Source organism: Streptomyces sp. NPDC058525 (genome assembly GCF_042719495.1).
Classification (GTDB): Bacteria; Actinomycetota; Actinomycetes; order Streptomycetales; family Streptomycetaceae; genus Streptomyces.
This window is the reverse complement of sequence record NZ_JBHXNP010000024.1, coordinates 1-19,117: the sequence shown is the minus strand read 5'-3', so window position 1 is coordinate 19,117 and position 19,117 is coordinate 1. Positions and strand designations below refer to the sequence as shown.

General features: G+C 72.3%; 15 protein-coding genes. 8 read left to right on the top strand and 7 right to left on the bottom strand.

From position 1 onward, the window contains the following. Positions 1-376: 376 nt before the first annotated feature. Positions 377-1,150: a hypothetical protein gene (locus ACFWP3_RS14375; protein WP_384220231.1), complete on the top strand. Its 774-nt coding sequence runs from the start codon at positions 377-379 to the stop codon at positions 1,148-1,150. Between the two features lie 83 nt (positions 1,151-1,233). Here ACFWP3_RS14375 and ACFWP3_RS14370 read toward each other — a convergent pair whose 3' ends face one another. The 4 genes from ACFWP3_RS14370 to ACFWP3_RS14355 all read right to left on the bottom strand — a co-directional run bounded on the left by ACFWP3_RS14370 (position 1,234) and on the right by ACFWP3_RS14355 (position 6,619). Beyond that, a complete protein-coding gene (locus tag ACFWP3_RS14370; RefSeq protein ID WP_257554212.1) occupies positions 1,234-1,680 on the bottom strand; it encodes a MarR family winged helix-turn-helix transcriptional regulator in 447 nt (148 codons plus the stop codon). A 106-nt stretch (positions 1,681-1,786) separates the two neighbouring features. After that, on the bottom strand, positions 1,787-4,192 hold the full coding sequence (gene lon / locus ACFWP3_RS14365) for an endopeptidase La (RefSeq protein ID WP_384220228.1): 2,406 nt from the start codon (positions 4,190-4,192) through the stop codon (positions 1,787-1,789). Positions 4,193-4,296: 104 nt separating this feature from the next. Then, positions 4,297-5,172 (bottom strand): sulfurtransferase, encoded by an 876-nt coding sequence (locus ACFWP3_RS14360; RefSeq protein WP_384220226.1) that lies wholly within the window; start codon positions 5,170-5,172, stop codon positions 4,297-4,299. Positions 5,173-5,221: 49 nt separating this feature from the next. After that, positions 5,222-6,619 carry a hypothetical protein gene (locus tag ACFWP3_RS14355; protein WP_384220224.1) on the bottom strand — a complete coding sequence of 466 codons (1,398 nt, stop codon included), beginning with the start codon at positions 6,617-6,619 and terminating at the stop codon, positions 5,222-5,224. A gap of 36 nt (positions 6,620-6,655) precedes the next feature. Between ACFWP3_RS14355 and ACFWP3_RS14350 the strand changes: the two genes are divergently transcribed. Next, positions 6,656-7,210, top strand: coding sequence for a hypothetical protein (locus tag ACFWP3_RS14350; protein ID WP_384220222.1), 555 nt, complete (start codon positions 6,656-6,658; stop codon positions 7,208-7,210). Positions 7,211-7,532: 322 nt separating this feature from the next. Here the strand turns inward: ACFWP3_RS14350 and ACFWP3_RS14345 are convergent, their stop codons facing one another. Further along, positions 7,533-8,213: a TetR/AcrR family transcriptional regulator gene (locus ACFWP3_RS14345; protein ID WP_384220220.1), complete on the bottom strand. Its 681-nt coding sequence runs from the start codon at positions 8,211-8,213 to the stop codon at positions 7,533-7,535. 135 nt (positions 8,214-8,348) lie between these two features. Between ACFWP3_RS14345 and ACFWP3_RS14340 the strand changes: the two genes are divergently transcribed. The 5 genes from ACFWP3_RS14340 (at position 8,349) to cutA (ending at position 16,946) form a co-directional block, all read left to right on the top strand. Next, positions 8,349-10,118 carry a glycoside hydrolase family 3 protein gene (locus ACFWP3_RS14340; RefSeq protein WP_384220216.1) on the top strand — a complete coding sequence of 590 codons (1,770 nt, stop codon included), beginning with the start codon at positions 8,349-8,351 and terminating at the stop codon, positions 10,116-10,118. A 127-nt stretch (positions 10,119-10,245) separates the two neighbouring features. Continuing rightward, a complete protein-coding gene (locus tag ACFWP3_RS14335) occupies positions 10,246-10,986 on the top strand; it encodes a response regulator transcription factor (protein ID WP_384220213.1) in 741 nt (246 codons plus the stop codon). Then, on the top strand, positions 10,983-12,062 hold the full coding sequence (locus tag ACFWP3_RS14330; protein ID WP_384220211.1) for an ATP-binding protein: 1,080 nt from the start codon (positions 10,983-10,985) through the stop codon (positions 12,060-12,062). Before ACFWP3_RS14335 ends, ACFWP3_RS14330 begins: the two co-directional genes overlap by 4 nt. 259 nt (positions 12,063-12,321) lie before the next feature. Further along, positions 12,322-16,194: a multifunctional oxoglutarate decarboxylase/oxoglutarate dehydrogenase thiamine pyrophosphate-binding subunit/dihydrolipoyllysine-residue succinyltransferase subunit gene (locus ACFWP3_RS14325; protein WP_384220209.1), complete on the top strand. Its 3,873-nt coding sequence runs from the start codon at positions 12,322-12,324 to the stop codon at positions 16,192-16,194. Positions 16,195-16,619: 425 nt separating this feature from the next. After that, entirely contained in the window at positions 16,620-16,946 is a 327-nt protein-coding gene (gene cutA / locus ACFWP3_RS14320; protein ID WP_384220207.1) for a divalent-cation tolerance protein CutA, read from the top strand. 37 nt (positions 16,947-16,983) lie between these two features. Here the strand turns inward: cutA and cyaB are convergent, their stop codons facing one another. Together cyaB and ACFWP3_RS14310 are read right to left on the bottom strand one after the other, a co-directional pair. Continuing rightward, positions 16,984-17,556 (bottom strand): class IV adenylate cyclase, encoded by a 573-nt coding sequence (gene cyaB / locus ACFWP3_RS14315; RefSeq protein WP_384220205.1) that lies wholly within the window; start codon positions 17,554-17,556, stop codon positions 16,984-16,986. 14 nt (positions 17,557-17,570) lie between these two features. Continuing rightward, positions 17,571-18,416 carry a helix-turn-helix domain-containing protein gene (locus tag ACFWP3_RS14310; protein WP_384220203.1) on the bottom strand — a complete coding sequence of 282 codons (846 nt, stop codon included), beginning with the start codon at positions 18,414-18,416 and terminating at the stop codon, positions 17,571-17,573. A 169-nt stretch (positions 18,417-18,585) separates the two neighbouring features. Here ACFWP3_RS14310 and ACFWP3_RS14305 point away from each other — a divergent pair, with 169 nt between their 5' ends. Next, positions 18,586-18,795, top strand: coding sequence for a hypothetical protein (locus ACFWP3_RS14305; protein WP_384220201.1), 210 nt, complete (start codon positions 18,586-18,588; stop codon positions 18,793-18,795). Positions 18,796-19,117 lie beyond the last annotated feature (322 nt).

Sequence of the window (19,117 nt, the reverse complement as noted above, 5' to 3'; positions counted from 1 at the left end):
GTGCTCTGGCTCGTCTACTCGTGTGGCCGAGGTAACGGCCGGTCAACAAGTAAACGCCCCCTGCCCCCTCGTACCGCCTCAGACCTTTGCAGTGCGATGGGAAGAGAGCCGCACATCGCCCACCCGGCCACTCGAACGAGTGAACATCAAGGATGAGTTGGCGACCAACTCGGACATCCGGCGTCAGAGCGCGTCCGTGGACAGGCGGTTGAAAGATCGACGCGGGCTTTGGCAGTATGCCCGCCCACATTCCGGTCGGCCCGGTCCGGGCCGTGCGGCGCCCCGCTCGGCGGCCCGTGCGGAGGCCCGGCCGGCCGCTCCGCGATTGGTACGGACCTACCCGCGCTCCGCGTCCCCCGCCGGGCAGAATGTCCGCATGCGCATCGACCTCGCCTCCGCCCCCGGCAGTCCGGAACGCCCCAATGAGGACTGGGTGTCGGCCGCGATCCCCGCTTCGGGCGGCGGCGTAATGGTCACCCTGGACGGGGTCACCCCGCCGCGCGGCGGGGACGGCTGCGTGCACGGGGTGCCGTGGTTCGCGGCCCGGCTCGGCGGCCGATTGACCGAACTGTCCGGGTCGCGGCGGGACCTGCCGCTGGACCGGATCCTGGCCGAGGCCGTCCGCACCACGGCCGAGGCCCACCGCGACACCTGTGACCTTTCTCACGTCCGGACGCCACAGGCGACGGTGGTCGTCGTGCGCTGGGACGAGTCGTACGTGGAGCACCTGGTGCTCTCGGACTCCGTTCTGCTCCTCCAGGGGCCCGGGGGCGAGGTGACGGCGGTGCTCGACGACCGGCTGGACCGGGTCCCCCGGGAGCTGCTGCGGTCGGTGGAGGCCACGGACGCGCTGCGGAACGCGGAGGGCGGCTTCTTCACAGCGGCCGCGGACCCGGAAGTGGCGGCCCGGGCGGTGACCGGGCGCACCCCGCGCGACCGGGTGCGTGCGGTGGCCGCGCTCACGGACGGGGCGAGCCGGTGGACGGACACGTTCGGGGAGGGCGACTGGGCGCAGTGCCTGGCGGTGCTGCGGAAGGAGGGCGCGGAGGGCCTGATCGGCCGGGTCCGCGCCGTCGAGTCCGACCCGGCGCGCCCGCCGGCCCGGCACAAGCGGCACGACGACGCCTCGGCGGTCTACGCGGAGCTGTAGCGGAGGGCCCGCTTGGGCGCACCGCCTCGGGACGCCTCCGCGGGGTCCGGGGTCCGCGCGGGCGGGGTCCGCGGCCCCGGGTCCTACGGCGTGTCCTCGCCCGCGTTCAGCTGGTTGAGCAGCCGGGCCAGTTCCGCCACTTCGCCGCGGTCCCAGTCGGCGAGTTTGCGCATGTACTGCTCGCGCCGGGCGCCCCGTACCCGCAGGAACCGCTCGCGGCCCTCCTCGGTGAGGCCGACCAGGAAGGCCCGGCCGTCGGCGGGGTCCGGCTCGCGGGCGATCAGGCCCAGCACCTCCAGGGCCCGCAGCTGGCGGCTCATGGTGGCCTTGCCGACGCCGAAGTAGGCGGCGAGCTCGGTGGCCCGCTGCCGGCCGGCGGCCTCCAAGCGTACGAGGAGCCCGTACGCGGCGGGCTCCAGCTCGGGGTGGAGGGCGCGCGCCATCTCGCCGGAGGAGGCGCGGGCGCGCCGGAGGAAGACGGACAGCTCCCGCTCCAGGGCAAGGAACTCCTGGTCTTCGCTCCCGTGCACGTCCTGCTCCTTCGGTGGTGGATCGGACCGCCAGTATTTCGCAGCGGGCGCGCCGACGGCCCGGGGCCCCGCCGCCGCGGGTCCCGGGCCGTCGTACGGGTGTCCGTCAGGCGGCGGTGACCGCCGCCTCCTGCTGCGCCCTGGCCTGCGACAGGGCCAGCTCCAGCACCTGGCGCACGTCGGTCACCGGGTGCACCTCCAGCCCCTCCAGCACCTCGGCCGGGACGTCGTCCAGGTCGGCCTCGTTGCGCTTGGGGATGATGACGGTGGTCAGGCCCGCGCGGTGCGCGGCGAGCAGCTTCTGCTTGACCCCGCCGATCGGCAGGACGCGGCCGGTCAGCGAGACCTCGCCGGTCATGGCCACGTCCGTGCGCACCTGGCGCCCGGAGAGCAGCGAGGCGAGGGCGGTGGTCATGGTGATGCCCGCACTCGGGCCGTCCTTGGGCACGGCGCCCGCCGGGAAGTGGATGTGCACGCCCCGGTCCTTCAGGTCGGCGACGGGGAGCTCCAGTTCGGCGCCGTGCGAGCGCAGGAAGCTGAGCGCGATCTGCGCCGACTCCTTCATGACGTCGCCGAGCTGGCCGGTGAGGGTCAGTCCGGCCGCGCCCGTCTCGGGGTCGGCCAGGGAGGCCTCGACGAACAGGACGTCGCCGCCCGCGCCGGTCACCGCGAGGCCGGTGGCCACGCCGGGGACGGCGGTCCGCCGCTCCGCCGGGTCCTGGGCGGACTCGGGGACGTGGTGCGGCCGTCCGATCAGGCCGCGCAGGTCGTCGGCGCCGATGCTGAAGGGCAGTTCGCGCTCGCCCAGCTCGTGCTGCGAGGCCACCTTGCGCAGCAGTCGCGCGATGGACCGCTCCAGGGTGCGCACGCCCGCCTCGCGGGTGTACTCGCCGGCGAGCTTGCGGAGCGCCTCCTCGCGCAGGACCACCTCGTCGGCGCCCAGGCCCGCGCGCTCCAGCTGGCGCGGCAGCAGGTGGTCGCGGGCGATGACGACCTTCTCGTCCTCGGTGTAGCCGTCGAGGCGGACCAGCTCCATCCGGTCGGCGAGCGCCTCGGGGATGGCTTCCAGGACGTTGGCCGTGGCCAGGAACACCACGTCGCTGAGGTCGAGCTCGACCTCCAGGTAGTGGTCGCGGAAGGTGTGGTTCTGCGCCGGGTCCAGGACTTCCAGCAGGGCCGCGGCCGGGTCGCCGCGGAAGTCGGAGCCGACCTTGTCGATCTCGTCGAGGAGCACGACCGGGTTCATCGACCCGGCCTCCTTGATGGCGCGGACGATGCGGCCGGGCAGGGCGCCGACGTAGGTCCGGCGGTGTCCGCGCACCTCGGCCTCGTCCCGTACGCCGCCGAGGGCGACGCGGACGAACTTGCGGCCCATGGCGTGGGCCACGGACTCGCCGAGCGAGGTCTTGCCGACGCCGGGCGGCCCGACGAGTGCGAGCACGGCCCCGCCGCGGCGGCCTCCGATGACGCCGAGGCCGCGCTCGGTGCGCCGCTTCCTGACCGCGAGGTACTCGGTGATGCGGTCCTTGACGTCGCTGAGCCCTGCGTGTTCGGCGTCGAGGACGGCCCGGGCGCCCTGGATGTCGTATCGGTCCTCGGTGCGCTCGTTCCAGGGGAGCTCGAGGACGGTGTCCAGCCAGGTGCGGATCCAGGAGCCCTCGGGGCTCTGGTCGCTGGCCCGCTCGAGCTTGTCGACCTCCTTGAGGGCGGCCTCGCGGACCTTCTCGGGGAGGTCGGCGGCCTCGACGCGGCTGCGGTAGTCGTCGGACTCCTCGCCGTCCTTCTCCCCGCCCAGCTCGCGCAGTTCCTTGCGGACGGCTTCGAGCTGGCGGCGCAGCAGGAACTCGCGCTGCTGCTTGTCGACGCCGTCCTGCACGTCCTTGGCGATGGACTCGGCGACGTCCTGTTCGGCGAGGTGGTCGCTGAGGGCCTTGACGGCCAGCTTGAGGCGGGCGACGGGGTCGGCGGTCTCCAGCAGCTCGACCTTCTGCTCGACCGTCAGGAACGGCGAGTAGCCGGAGTTGTCGGCGAGGGCCGAGACCCCTTCGATCTGCTGGACCCGGTCGACGACCTGCCAGGCTCCGCGCTTCTTGAGCCAGCTGGTGGCGAGCGCCTTGTACTCCTTGACGAGCTCGGCGACCGCTCCCGGCAGCGGGTCCGGCACGTGCTCGTCGACAGTCTCGCCCTCGACCCAGAGCGCGGCGCCGGGGCCGGTGGTCCCGGCGCCGATGCGGACGCGGCCCCGGCCGCGGATCAGGGCGCCGGGGTCCCCGTCGGAGAGCCGGCCCACCTGCTCGACCGTCCCGAGCACCCCGGTCCCGGCGTACTTCCCGTCGATCCGCGGCACGAGCAGGACCCGGGGCTTGCTGTTGCCCGCCGCCGCCTGGGCCGCCTCCACGGCCCCGCGCACCTCGGCGTCGGACAGGTCCAGCGGAACGACCATTCCGGGCAGCACGACCTCGTCGTCGAGCGGCAGCACGGGCAGAGTGAGCGTTACGGACGTCGAAGCCATGATCAACCCTCCGGCAGTGAAGTTGAGCTATGCCGACTCAATGCATCTGCGCCGCCTGTTGTTCCCCACGCTGCGTTCGCCTGGGGCGAACGCAGCGTGTGCGGCTATCCCCCGGCGGGGCCGGCGGCCACCGGGCGCTCGTCCGAGGGCAGGCCCCACTCGCTCCAGGAGCCGTCGTACACGGCCGTGTGCCGGTAGCCGGCGAGGGTGGCGCCGAGGGCGAGGACGCAGGCGGTGACTCCGGAGCCGCAGCTGAAGTAGAGCCGCTCCCGGTCCCCCGCCAGCGCCGCGAAGGCCTCGCGCAGCTCCGCCGCGGGGCGCATCAGGCCGCCGTCCCGCTGGAGGTCGCCGAAGGGCAGGTTGAGCGCGCCCGGCATGTGGCCGCCGCGCAGGCCCGGGCGGGGTTCGGGGGCGGCGCCGGTGAAGCGCTCGCGGGTGCGGGCGTCGAGGACGGCGGCGGCCGGGTCGGCCAGAGCCGCGGCGACGGCGTCGGCGCCGACCAGCAGCCCGGGGCGCGGCCGGGCGGTGAAGGAGCCGCGCGGGCCGTCGTACGCGGGGCGGGCGGCCTCCAGGGGCAGGCCGGCGGCGGTCCAGGCGGGCAGTCCGCCGTCGAGGACGGCGGCGCGGTCGAAGCCCATGGCGCGCAGCATCCACCAGGCGCGGGCGCTGGAGTAGACGCCGGCGCCGTCGTAGACGACGACGGTGTCGGTGTCGTCGACGCCGAGGTCCCGCATCGCCTCGGCGAAGCGGGCGGCCGTGGGCATGGTGTGCGGGGCTGGGGCGTCGTGGTCGGAGAGGTCCCCGTCGAGGTCGAAGGGGCGGGCTCCGGGGATCCGGTGGGCGGCGCCGCGGTGGGCGCCCACGGAGGCGTCGAGGACGACGAGTCCGGGCGCGGAGAGCCGTCCGGCCAGCCAGTCGGCGCCGACGAGCGGTCCGGACGGTTCGGGGGAGTTGGGGGAGTTGGGGGTGTTGGGGGTCATGCGGCGGCTCCTCGGCAGGGTGGGGCCACGATCCTGCCGCACGCCCCCCTCAGGCCGGGCAGCCGCCCGGGCGGGCGTACAGCGCGACGCGGGCGCCCCGCACCTCGGTGACCGAGCACAGGTCGAACCAGGCGGCCAGGGTCTGCCGCTTCACCGCCTCGCGCGGGTACGGGTCCAGCGGCTGGCCGGCCGGGTCGAGCAGGGCGATCACGCGGGGGGAGGCGATGAGCGCGGCGCGGATCTCGGCCGAGGGCAGTTCGGTGCCCTGGAGGCTGTGCGAGGCCTGCGGGGAGCGGTCCAGGGCGATGTCGCGCAGCCCGTCGAGGACGTCGGGCGAGGACAGCAGCCATTCGCGGCGCCGGGACGGCAGGAAGAGCACGGCGTCGCCCGGCCGGGCCCGTTCGCGGACGGCGGCGGCCACCGCGAGCACGTCGTCCTTGCGGCTCTCGGGGGTGCGCAGCCACACCGACCACCAGCCGGCGGGCACGAGCAGGGCCGCGACCAGCAGCCACGGCCACCAGCCGCGTGCCGTGGCCAGCCGGGCGCCGGCCAGCAGGGCGAGCCCGGCGAGCGCGTAGAGCACGTACCGGTCGACGTACCAGGGGTGGACCAGCGAGAGCGTCATCAGCAGGCCGGGCGGCAGCAGCGCGAGGGGCAGGGCCACGCGGACCAGGCCGGCCTGGTCGCGCCCGCCGGAGCCGCGCGCGAGCAGCAGCGCGGCGCCCGCGAGCACCCCGTACGCGACCCAGTCCTGCCAGGACGGCCGCCCGAGCCAGCCGAGCTGTTGCTCGGCCTGCCGGGCGCTGACCAGGGCGAGGGGCAGCAGCAGGAGCACGACGGCGCCGGCGGCGATGCGCCAGCCGCGCGAGCGCCAGGCGGGGACGGCGTGCGCGAGCAGGGCCAGTACGGCGAACTCGTGCAGCCAGCAGCCGAGCAGCAGGACCGCGGCGTAGGCGGTCCACCGCTCGCGCAGCATCAGGTACGTCGCCCACACCACGGCCGCGGCGACGAGGGCGTACGAGCGGCCCTCCTGCGCGTACATCTGGACGGGCGGCAGCACGGCGTACGCGAGGCCGGCGAGCAGCGCGGCCCGCTCCCCCGCGAGCCGGTGCCCGATCACGGCCACTCCGGCGGCGGCGAGGGCGGTGGCGGCGACGGAGGGCAGCCGCAGGGCCCACAGGCCGCCGTCCCAGGCGAGGAATGCCCCGTGCATGAGCAGGTAGTACAGGCCGTGCACGGCGTCCACCTGGCCGAGCAGGTCCCAGAGCCCGCCGAGCGGCCGGTGGGCGACCTGCCAGGTGACGGACTCGTCGCGCCACATGCTGCCGCCGCGCTCCAGACCCCACAGGCCGAGGAGGGCGGCGAGCAGCGGCGGGAGCACGCGCCAGGGGGCGATGCGGCGGATGGCTGCCTCCGGGTGCTGTCGGATCGGGTGCGGGGACTCCATACTCGGGGTTCGGACGGAGTACCTGCGGAGGTGGGTGTGCGAGCGCTCCGAGTGGTGGCGGTGACGGCGGCGGTGCCGATCGCGGTTCTGGCCGCGGCTCTGGCCGGATGCGGACCGTCCGAATCCGGTGGTGTCGACGGCCGGCCGCCGGCGAGCGGCCCGCAGACCCCGGCGGAGACGGGCCCCGGGGCCACCCCCACGTCGGCGCCGACGTCCGCGCCCGCTCCCACGACGGCTTCCCCGGCCCCGACGGAGACCCTGGTCCGGGCCACCCGCAGCGGCGGCTACGCCGGCCGGACGCACACCCTCATCGTCAAGGGCGACGGCTCGTGGACGCGGCTGGACGCCAAGGCCGAGCCGGAGGGCACCGGGAAGCTGCCGGAAGCCGGACTGGCCGCCCTGCGCACGGCCCTGCGGGAGGCGGACTTCGCGCGGCTGCCGAGGATCGCCACGGGCGACACGACGGTGTACGACGGGTTCACGTACGCGTTCGTGCACGGCGGCTTCGAGGTGGCCGCCGAACAGGAGGCCCTGGCCCCGGCCCTGAAGAAGGTGCTGGACGCCCTGCCCCCGTTCACGGCCGCTGGCTAGGGCCCGGGCGAGGCGGCGGCGGTCACGGCGGGAAAACGGCGAGCCCCACCCGGCCAGGGAACGCGAGCCCCGCCCGGCCAGGGGACGAGCCCACCCGGCCGGGGAAACGGCGAGCCCCGCCCGGCCAGGGCACGAGCCCACCCGGCCGGGGAAACGGCGAGCCCCGCCCACCCTGGGAACGGCGAGCCCCCGCCCCGCCAGGCGACGGCGATCCCCACCCGGCCAGGGAACGCGAGCCCCCGCCCGGCCAGGCGACGGCGATCCCCACCCGGCCGGGGATCGGCGACCCCGTCCGCCTAAGGGGACGGCGAGCCCCGCCCGCCTAGGGAACCGCGAGCCCCGCCGCCCCGGGCTTCGGCAGCCCCGTCCCCGCGACCGAGATCTCCCGCAGCCGCCGGTCCAGGCAGGCGTGCAGCAGGGCCGGCATGTCCACGCTGTCGGGGGCCAGCACCCACTGGATCTGCAGGCCGTCCATGACCGCGAGGGTCTCGCGGCCGACGCCCTCGCAGTCGGTGCCGGGGCGCAGTTCGCCGCGGGCGACCCCGGCCTCCAGCAGGTCGACGGTGTAGCCGAGCACGCGGGCGTAGCGCTCCCGGAAGTAGGCGTGGGCGGGGTGCCCGGGGTTGCCGGACTCGCCGACGAGGGTGTTGAACATCCGGACGAGGCCGGGCCTGCGCGCGTTGTCGGCGGCGAGGGCGACGACGGTGGCGAAGTGCGCGGCCACCGTCGCGGCGGGCCGGCTGAACAGCCGCTCGATGTCGTGCCGCTCGCTCTGCGCCAGCACGGACAGCAGCAGGTCCTCCTTGCTGCGGAAGTGGTGCAGCAGCCCGCCCTGGGTGATCCCGCAGTCGGCCGCGATCCGGGCCAGCGAGGAGGCGTGGAAGCCCCACTGCGCGAAGTGCTCGACCGCGGTGTCGAGGATCTTCTGCCGGCGGGCGTCGCCCACCGCGTAGGTGCCCCGGCCCGCGGCCTTCGGGGCCGCTCGCCCCTTGTCCTGTGCCATGCGGACCACCCTAGGCCGTGCCTTTTGCGGCCACCGGCGCGGAGTGATCCAGGTCACTTCCGAAAACCTAGTGGGTACACGGTTTTCGCGTCTACCTTGGGCCCCCGGTCGTCCCCGCCTCCCAGGAGCCTCCCGATGAACGCGACCCCCGCCTACAAAGACCCCTCGCTCCCCCTCGACCGGCGCGTGGAGGACCTGCTGTCGCGGATGACGCTGGAGGAGAAGGCCGGCCAGCTCTTCCACTCCATGCTGATGATGAACGCGGACGGCACCCCGGTCACCGAGACCGACGGCTCGATGCTCCCCTTCACCACGCCCGAGCTGATCGGCGACCGGCTCCTGACCCACTTCAACCTGCTCGGCACCTACGGGGCCCGCGAGATGGCCGGGTGGCAGAACACCGTCCAGGAGATGGCCGCGGCCACCCGCCTCGGCATCCCGGTCACCCTCTCGACCGACCCGCGCCACGCCTTCACCGACAACGTCGGCGCCTCCTTCAACTCCGGCGCCTTCTCCGCCTGGCCCGAGGCCCTGGGCCTGGCCGCCATCGGCGACCCGGAGCTGGTGTTCCGCTTCGCCGACACCGTCCGCCGCGAGTACCTGGCCGTCGGCTTCCGCGTCGCACTGCACCCGCAGATCGACCTGGCCAGCGAGCCGCGCTGGGCCCGCCAGACCGGCACCTTCGGCTCCGACGCCCGGCTCACCGCCGAGCTCGTACGGGCGTACGTGCGCGGCCTGCAAGGCCCCGAGCTCGGCCCCGAGTCCGTGTCGGCCATGGTCAAGCACTTCCCGGGCGGCGGCCCGCAGAAGGACGGCGAGGACCCGCACTTCGCGCACGGCAAGGAGCAGGTCTACCCGGGCGGGATGCGCGAGCACCACCTGGAGCCCTTCAAGGCTGCGATCGCCGCCGGATGCGCGCAGATGATGCCGTACTACGGCCAGCCGATCGGCACCGACTGGGAGGAGGTCGGCTTCGGCTTCAACAAGGGCGTGGTCACCGGCCTGCTGCGCGAGGAGCTCGGCTTCGACGGCATCGTCTGCACCGACTGGGGCCTGATCACCGATTCTTCGATCTTCGGGGAGAGCCACCCGGCGCGCGCCTGGGGCCTGGAGCACCTGAGCGTGGCGGAGCGCGCGGCGCGCGCGCTGGACGCCGGCTGCGACCAGTTCGGCGGCGAGCAGTGCCCCGAGGTGGTCGTGGAGCTGGTCCGCTCCGGCCGGATCGCGGAGTCCCGCATCGACGCGTCGGTACGGCGGCTGCTGCGCGAGAAGTTCCGGCTGGGCCTGTTCGAGAACCCGTACGTCGACGCGGACGCGGCGGCCGAGACGGTGGGCCGGGCCGATTTCACCGCCCTGGGCGCGGCGGCCCAGCGCCGCTCGCTCACGGTCCTGACGAATCCGGAGCGAATTATTCCGCTCTCCGCGAAGTCGGCCCCCCGGCCGAGGCTCTACGTGCGCAACGTCGACGAGGCCGTGGCCGCCGAGTACGGCGAGGTCGTCGCCGACCCGGCCGGGGCCGACCTGGCCGTGCTGCGCCTGCGCACCCCGTACGAGCCGAGGGAGAACATCTTCGAGTCCTTCTTCCACTCCGGCTCGCTGGCCTTCCCGGAGGCCGAGCTCGCCGGGATCCTGGCCCTGCTCGACCAGGTGCCGACCCTCGTCTGCATCAACCTGGAACGGGCCGCCGTCATCCCGGAGATCGCCGCGCGGGCCGCGTCGCTGATCGCCGACTACGGCGCCTCGGACGCCGCCCTGCTGGACGTGGCCTTCGGCCGGGCGGTCCCCGAAGGACGCCTCCCCTTCGAGCTCCCGCGCTCGATGAAGGCCGTCGAGGCCTCCCGACCCGACGTCCCGAACGACACCGAGGACCCGGTGTTCGCACACGGCCACGGGCTGTCCCTGTAGGCCGGTACATCCCTCCCCCAACCCGGATCATCAGCACATATGCCCTGTCCGAACCCCGCATAGCCGCAGGCCGGTGCCTCCTCTACGCTGCACCCCACCACGCAGATCTTCAGGGGCGGACCGGGACATGGAACAGACGAACACCACCCACAACGGCGCCTCGGCGACCCCCGGCGCACAGCGGCGCGTGCTCGTCGTCGAGGACGACCACACCATCGCCGAGGCCATCGCGGCCCGGCTGCGCGCCGAGGGCTTCCAGGTCCAGACCGCAGCGGACGGCCCTGCCGCCGTCGCCGCGGCCGAGAGCTGGCTGCCCGAGCTGCTGGTCCTGGACGTGATGCTGCCGGGCTTCGACGGACTGGAGGTCTGCCGCCGGGTCCAGGCGCAGCGGCCGGTCCCGGTGCTGATGCTCACCGCCCGCGACGACGAGACCGACCTGCTGGTCGGTCTCGGGGTCGGCGCGGACGACTACATGACCAAGCCGTTCTCCATCCGCGAGCTCGCCGCGCGGGTGCACGTACTGCTGCGGCGTGTGGAACGGGCCACACAGGCCGCGCACACCCCGCGCGGTGCGACCCTGCGGCTGGGCGATCTGGAGATCGACCACGCGCAGCGCCGGGTCCGGGTGCAGACCGAGGACGTGCACCTGACGCCGACCGAGTTCGACCTGCTGGTGTGCCTGGCCGGGACCCCGCGGGCGGTCCTGTCCCGGGAGCAGCTGCTGGCCGAGGTGTGGGACTGGGCCGACGCGTCCGGGACCCGTACGGTCGACAGCCACATCAAGGCCCTGCGGCGGAAGATCGGGGCGGAGCGGATCCGTACCGTCCACGGCGTCGGGTACGCCCTGGAGACACCGGCGCAGGCATGAGCGGCCGGCATCCGGGACCGGGGCTGCGGCCCTTCTCGCCGTTCTCGATCAAGACCAAGCTGGGCACCCTCGTGGTGGTCTCGGTCTTCATCACGACGGGGCTGCTGCTGGTGGCCCTGCGCACGGACACCGAGCTGCGGTTCATCACGGTCTTCTCGGTGATCGCCTCGATGCTGATCACCCAGTTCGTGGCGCACAGCCTGACGGCTCCGCTGGACGACATGACGCGGGTGGCCCGGGCGATATCCCACGGCGACTACACCCGGCGGGTGCGCGGGGCGGGACGCCGCGACGAGCTGGGCGACCTGGCCTCGACGATCAACCTGATGGCGGACGACCTGGAGGCGGTGGACCGGCACCGCAAGGAGCTCGTCGCCAACGTCTCGCACGAGCTGCGCACGCCGATCTCCGCGCTGCGGGCGGTGCTGGAGAACGTGGTGGACGGGGTCTCGGCCGCCGATCCGGAGACCATGCGCACGATGCTCAAGCAGACCGAGCGCCTCGGCCGCCTCGTGGAGACCCTGCTGGACCTGTCCCGGGTGGACAACGGGGTGGTCCCGCTGAAGGCCCGCCGCTTCGAGGTGTGGCCGTACCTGTCGGGCGTGCTGAAGGAGTCGGGGCTGGCGGCCGCCGGACGGCCGGGCCTGCTCTCCGGTTCGGGCGGCCACACACGCAACGACGTACACCTGCACCTCGACGTGTTCCCGCCCGAACTGACGGCCTACGCGGACGCCGAACGGCTGCACCAGGTCGTCGCGAACCTGATCGACAACGCGGTCAAGCACAGCCCCCCGCACGGCCGGGTCACCGTCCGCGCCCGGGCCGGCGACGCACCGGGCGCGCTGGCGCTGGAGGTGCGGGACGAAGGTCCCGGCATCCCGGAGGCGGAGCGGCACCGGGTCTTCGAGCGGTTCAACCGCGGCAGCGCCCGGGCCGGCGACGGCGGCACCGGGCTGGGCCTGGCGATCGCCCGCTGGGCCGTGGAGCTGCACGGAGGGCATATCGGCGTGGCCGAATCGTCACGGGGCTGCCGCATCCTTGTCACGCTCCCGGGCAGCTCCCAGGCGTCACGTTGACGTAGGGTTCGAGTGGGAAGGACATGATCTCGGCCACACGTACCCGGGGTCCGTCAGGGGTGCGAAGCCAAGGGGGCCGCAACCTCGGTGCCCCCTACCCGAACCACGCTTGTTTCCCGCCATTCCAGGCAGCGAAACCCGCCGTTCGATGTGACCTACGCGACGGATGTCCCGCCCGGTCTGCATCTCGCGGCCGAGGAGGCGTAGCCTTTATTCCCGCTGTCCATACCTTGTGAAGCGGAAGAGGGCGGTTGCCGCCGTGTCGCCACAGTCCCCCAGTAACCCGAGCACCACGACCGAAGCAGCAGAGGGCGGGAAGACCCCTGCCTCAGGCTTCGGTGCCAACGAGTGGCTCGTCGACGAGATCTATCAGCAGTACCTCCAGGACCCGAACTCGGTCGACCGGGCCTGGTGGGACTTCTTCGCCGACTACAAGCCGGGGGGCGCTGCCGCTCCGGTCAAGGCCGAAGAGCCGAAGAAGTCCCCGACGACGGACGGCGCCTCCGCACAGGCCGCCGCCGTCGCCGCAGCTCCGCAGGCCGTCGACGCCGCCGCCACGGGGGCGGCGCGCGCCGCGGCCCCTGCCGCCCCGAGCCCCGCGCCCACGCCCGTGTCAGCTCCTGCCCCTGCTCCTGCCACCCCCTCTGGTGCCCCTGCTGTGACTGTCACCTCCCAGGCCCCGGCCGCCGCACCGGCCGCGCCCGCCACTCCCGCTCCCGTAGCCAAGCAGGCCGCGCCCGCCACCGAGGCCCCCGCGGGCCCGGAACTGGTGACGCTCCGCGGCCCGGCTGCCGCCGTGGCCAAGAACATGAACGCCTCCCTCGACGTCCCGACGGCCACGTCCGTCCGCGCCGTCCCGGTGAAGCTGCTGTTCGACAACCGCATCGTGATCAACAACCACCTCAAGCGCGCTCGAGGCGGGAAGATCTCCTTCACCCACCTCATCGGCTACGCGATGGTGCAGGCGATCAAGGCCATGCCGGCCATGAACCACTCCTTCGCGGAGAAGGACGGCAAGCCGACCCTGGTCAAGCCGGAGCACATCAACTTCGGCCTCGCGATCGACCTGGTGAAGCCCAACGGCGACCGCCAGCTCGTCGTCGCCGGCATCAAGAAGGCCGAGACCCTCAACTTCTTCGAGTTCTGGCAGGCCTACGAGGACATCGTCCGCCGCGCCCGTGTCGGCAAGCTGACGATGGACGACTTCACCGGCGTCACCGTCTCGCTGACCAACCCCGGCGGCCTGGGCACCGTGCACTCCGTGCCCCGCCTGATGCCCGGACAGTCGGTCATCATGGGCGTCGGCTCCATGGACTACCCCGCCGAGTTCCAGGGCACCTCGCAGGACACCCTGAACAAGCTGGGCATCTCCAAGGTCATGACCCTGACCTCGACCTACGACCACCGGGTCATCCAGGGCGCGGCCTCCGGCGAGTTCCTGCGCATCGTCGCGAACCTGCTGCTCGGCGAGAACGGCTTCTACGACGACGTCTTCGAGGCCCTGCGCATCCCATACGAGCCGGTCCGCTGGAACCGGGACATCGACGCCTCGCACGACGACGACGTCACCAAGGCCGCCCGCGTCTTCGAGCTGATCCACTCCTACCGGGTCCGCGGCCACGTCATGGCCGACACCGACCCGCTGGAGTACAAGCAGCGCAAGCACCCCGACCTCGACATCACCGAGCACGGCCTCACCCTGTGGGACCTGGAGCGCGAGTTCGCGGTCGGCGGCTTCTCCGGCAAGTCGATGATGAAGCTGCGCGACATCCTCGGCGTGCTGCGCGACTCGTACTGCCGCACCACCGGCGTCGAGTTCATGCACATCCAGGACCCCAAGCAGCGCCGCTGGATCCAGGACCGCATCGAGCGCCCGCACTCCAAGCCGGAGCGCGAGGAGCAGCTGCGCATCCTGCGCCGCCTGAACGCCGCCGAGGCCTTCGAAACCTTCCTGCAGACGAAGTACGTCGGCCAGAAGCGCTTCTCGCTGGAGGGCGGCGAGTCCGTCATCCCGCTGCTCGACGCCGTCATCGACTCGGCCGCCGAGGCCCGCCTCGAAGAGGTCGTCATCGGCATGGCCCACCGCGGCCGCCTGAACGTGCTCGCGAACATCGTCGGCAAGTCGTACGCGCAGATCTTCCGCGAGTTCGAGGGCAACCTCGACCCGAAGTCCATGCACGGCTCCGGCGACGTCAAGTACCACCTGGGCGCCGAGGGCACCTTCACCGGCCTGGACGGCGAGCAGATCAAGGTCTCGCTCGTCGCGAACCCCTCGCACCTGGAGGCGGTCGACCCGGTCCTGGAGGGTGTCGCCCGCGCCAAGCAGGACATCATCAACAAGGGCGGCACGGACTTCACGGTCCTGCCCGTCGCCCTGCACGGCGACGCGGCCTTCGCGGGCCAGGGTGTGGTCGCCGAGACGCTGAACATGTCGCAGCTGCGCGGCTACCGCACCGGCGGCACCGTCCACGTCGTGATCAACAACCAGGTCGGCTTCACCGCCGCCCCGGAGTCCTCGCGCTCCTCGATGTACGCGACCGACGTGGCCCGCATGATCGAGGCGCCGATCTTCCACGTCAACGGCGACGACCCTGAAGCGGTCGTCCGCGTTGCCCGTCTGGCCTTCGAGTTCCGCCAGGCGTTCAACAAGGACGTGGTCATCGACCTCATCTGCTACCGCCGCCGCGGCCACAACGAGTCCGACAACCCGGCCTTCACGCAGCCACTGATGTACGACCTGATCGACAAGAAGCGCTCGGTGCGCAAGCTGTACACCGAGTCCCTCATCGGTCGCGGCGACATCACGCTGGAAGAGGCCGAGCAGGCGCTCCAGGACTTCCAGGGCCAGCTGGAGAAGGTCTTCGCGGAGGTCCGCGAGGCCGCCACGCAGCCCGCCGCCGGCGGCCCGGTGACCCCCGCGCAGACCGCGCAGGAGTTCCCCGTCCCGGTGAACACCGCGATCTCCCAGGACGCCGTCAAGCGGATCGCCGAGTCCCAGGTCAACATCCCCGAGCACGTCACCGTGCACCCGCGCCTGCTGCCGCAGCTGCAGCGCCGCGCGGCGATGATCGACGAGGGCACCATCGACTGGGGCATGGGCGAGACCCTGGCCTTCGGCTCGCTGCTGATGGAGGGCACCCCGGTCCGGCTGTCCGGCCAGGACTCCCGCCGCGGCACCTTCGGCCAGCGCCACGCCGTCCTCATCGACCGCCAGACCGGCGAGGACTACACCCCGCTGCAGTACCTGTCGGACGACCAGGCCCGCTACAACGTCTACGACTCGCTGCTCTCCGAGTACGCGGCCATGGGCTTCGAGTACGGCTACTCGCTGGCCCGCCCGGACGCGCTGGTCCTCTGGGAGGCCCAGTTCGGTGACTTCGTCAACGGCGCGCAGACCGTCGTCGACGAGTTCATCTCCTCGGCCGAGCAGAAGTGGGGCCAGACGTCCGGCGTTACGCTGCTCCTCCCGCACGGCTACGAGGGCCAGGGCCCGGACCACTCGTCCGCGCGTCCCGAGCGCTTCCTCCAGATGTGCGCGCAGGACAACATGACGGTGGCCATGCCCACCCTCCCGTCCAACTACTTCCACCTGCTGCGCTGGCAGGTCCACAACCCGCACCACAAGCCGCTCATCGTCTTCACCCCGAAGTCGATGCTGCGTCTGAAGGCGGCGGCGTCGAAGGCGGAGGAGTTCACGAACGGCTCGTTCCGCCCGGTCATCGGCGACAGCACGGTGGACCCGAACGCGGTCCGCAAGGTCGTCTTCTGCGCCGGCAAGGTCTACTACGACCTGGAGGCCGAGCGGGAGAAGCGCGGCATCACCGACACCGCGATCATCCGCATCGAGCGGCTGTACCCGCTGGCCGGTGCGGAACTCCAGGCGGAGATCGCCAAGTTCCCGAACGCGGCGAAGTACATCTGGGCGCAGGAGGAGCCGGCGAACCAGGGCGCGTGGCCCTTCATCGCCCTCAACCTGATCGACCACCTCGACCTGGCGGTCGGCGCGGATGTCCCGGCGGGCGAACGCCTCCGCCGCGTCTCCCGCCCCCACGGCTCGTCCCCGGCGGTCGGCTCGGCCAAGCGCCACCAGGCGGAGCAGCAGCTCCTCCTGGACGAGGTCTTCGAGGCCTGACCGCTGCGCGGCTCAGCAGTACGGAAGGCCCGGCTTCCCCTCGGGGGGCCGGGCCTTCCGGCCGTTCGTGGCGGACCGGTCAGCGGAGGTCCAGCAGCGTCACGTCGTGCAGGTCGGCCGTCGCCGACCCTCCGGTACCCCAAGCCCGATAAGTAGCCACAGCCGCCGGGGCCTTGGGGTGACCCGTCTGCGGCCCGAGCGAGTAGCCGTACGCGATGCCGGCGGGCCGGCTATCCGAGCTACGCGCCAGGGCGCTCCGGAAGGTGGGGTTTACGGGTCTGTGCCCGAAGGCGGCGGAACGCGGCCGACGTCCACCTCCCCGGCGGCCAGCAGCACATCGGCGAGCCTGTTCCCCAACACCGGCACCTCCCTGGACTACCTCTGGGTAGTGTCCGTCAAGGAGATCCGAAACAAGAGGGGGCGCCATGGCGACCGACATCGTGATCGCGCAGACGACCGTCGACAGCGCACAGCACGCGAGCGAGTTGGCGCGAGGCGCGGTGGAGGCCCGTCTGGCGGCCTGTGCGCACATCGACGCGCCCTTCACGGCCGTCTACCGGTGGAAGGGAACCGTGGAGACGGCCACCGAATGGCGGATCTCCTACAAGACAACGCGGGACCGCCTCCCGGCCCTAGCCGCATGGGTCACCCAGGAGCACGGCTATGACGTACCGGAATGGATCGTCCTTCCGGTAGAAGGCGGCTCAGACGCCTACCTGTCGTGGGTCGCCGAAGAGACCGCCCCTGAGTAGTCGCGAGGCGCATACACGCGATCGCGGCATCGAAAACTCAGCGGCTTGCGGCTCCGCCCCGGCGATGGGCCTTCACCGCGGCGGTGTACTGCTCGCGCGTCAAATCATCGGCGCCGATACCCAGTTCGACGAAAACCTCGCGGACGTCATCGAGGGCACAGGCCACGTCCTTCTCCTCGACCAGGGTCTCCAACTCCAGGAACGTCCCGTCGAGCTCGGGGACGCGGACCAAGGTGGCGAGCATCTGCCGACCCCGCGCCTCGAACGCGTAGTTCCTGCACCTCTTCTCGAACGCGACAGCCGGCACGTACCCAAGGCCGCGCAGCATGGCGTGCACAGCTTGGGCGTCCTCCACGCGCGTCTCGTGCTCCGGCTTCGAGCCGGACTCTTCATCCACCGGGGCGCCCTTGTACGTGAGGACCGTGCGCGTCTCGTCCACCCCGTGCACCGTTCTGACGCGAAGCTCTTCGCCCCGAACCTCCAGGGCCCCCTCCGCCGTGTCGTAGTAGGTGTCCTGGTACACCTCGGCCCGGCCCACGCCTCGCTCATCCAGCCGACGCAGCATCTCTTCCGGCGCGTGCACACACGCCTTCAGCTCCGCTTCGATCATCCGTCAGTCCCCTCTCAGACCGTACGCTCGGCGCCCCTGACGATGGCCTCGAACATGCGCCGAAACCCCCTGAACAACGGGCCGTGAGGCGTCTCCATCACCTTGTAGGCGGCGGACTCGTGCCCCTCCCAACCCGCGTCGAACGCCCCGACGAACATGGTGGTGTCGGCCCGGATCAACCGCCACGTCGGCAGCATGCCGTACCGGTACGCCTCGACGTCGCAGATCCCGGCAAGCTCTCGGAGTCGGGCCTCAGCCAGCCGCACACCGCTGGCAAGAGACTCAGCCGACTCACCGATCTCGGCGGCGCGTAAGGCAAGAGCCGGCGCCTCAGGGTCGAGCAACAGCACCCGAGCCCGGAGCCCACCGCCCTGCCTCCCGAGGTGCGCACGCAACATCGAGTCATTCAGACCGATCAAGCCGAGTCCACGCACAGCGAGGATGTCCAACTCCTTCGCATCACGCACCTGCTGCTGAATCTCCTCCCGCGCAGCGGCCTGCGCGGAGTACACCCGCACCACCTCCGGAAACGCTGCGAGGTCGAACGCGGCCCCGCCGGAACGCCGCTCGCGACCGGCCGCCAACCCGAGGAGATGGCGAGCGTCGTCGGGCATGTTCAGACCGTCCGCGATCCGCTCATACACATCGAGGCGCGACACCTCACGGCGCCGGTTGATGATCTCGTTCACCCGCGCCTGGGTCATACCGACCGCCGCGGCGATGCGCGCCTGACTGGCACCGCTGTACTGCTGCACGAACCGGAATACGGCGCCCACGTCCCGCGCGCGAAGGGCCTGGCGTACATCCGCGCGCTCCCACGCCCAGTCAGGCAGGGAAGTCGGCAAGAGCGGTGTGGCCACAGTCGACTACTCCCGTCATGCGCCTGCGAGATGGAAAGTCATCTCACTGTGAGATTACCGCCTGGATATCGCTGCTGTACGCACAGTCACCGGATTCTGTCCACATGCCACGCGATGCATGTCGCCCAGACCCCGGAAGGCCCAGCGATGACACTCAAGGAGTCGTCCGATGACTGACCGCTACGAGTACGTGCCTCATCGCCTGCTGCGCCACCGTGTACGCGATGTCGCATCCGGCACCGAAGGAGTGCTGATGGCCGTGGTCAACGAGGACGTGTCGGACTCCGTCCACCAGCACTGGATGGAACTGGCCTACATCCGAGCGGCCTCCGGCCGCGAGTTCACCACCGCAGTCGGCAACGTCGAGCCGGTCGAATGACCAGCCACGGCCGGGCGCCGGACGCCAATCCCACCGAAGCGCGTAGCGATCTGGCGCGTCCAGACCCCCGACGGGCCGACTCCATCTGACCGCCGTCTACCGGAGCTCGCCCACCCCACACCGGGAGGTCCATGCGAAGGAATCCCGCCTGGGGCCCTGCCCCCCTCAGGTGCACGCCCGCCCATCGCTGATGGCCCGCATGGGCCTCGATCCCCCGGCCCGTCCTCTTGGGGGCTTCCCGGCAGTCCTTGTCTTTCCGGGGCGGGGCGGTCGGTCAAGAGTGGCCGCAGGCCATCGCGAAGCGACGCGACGAAGGAGCGCT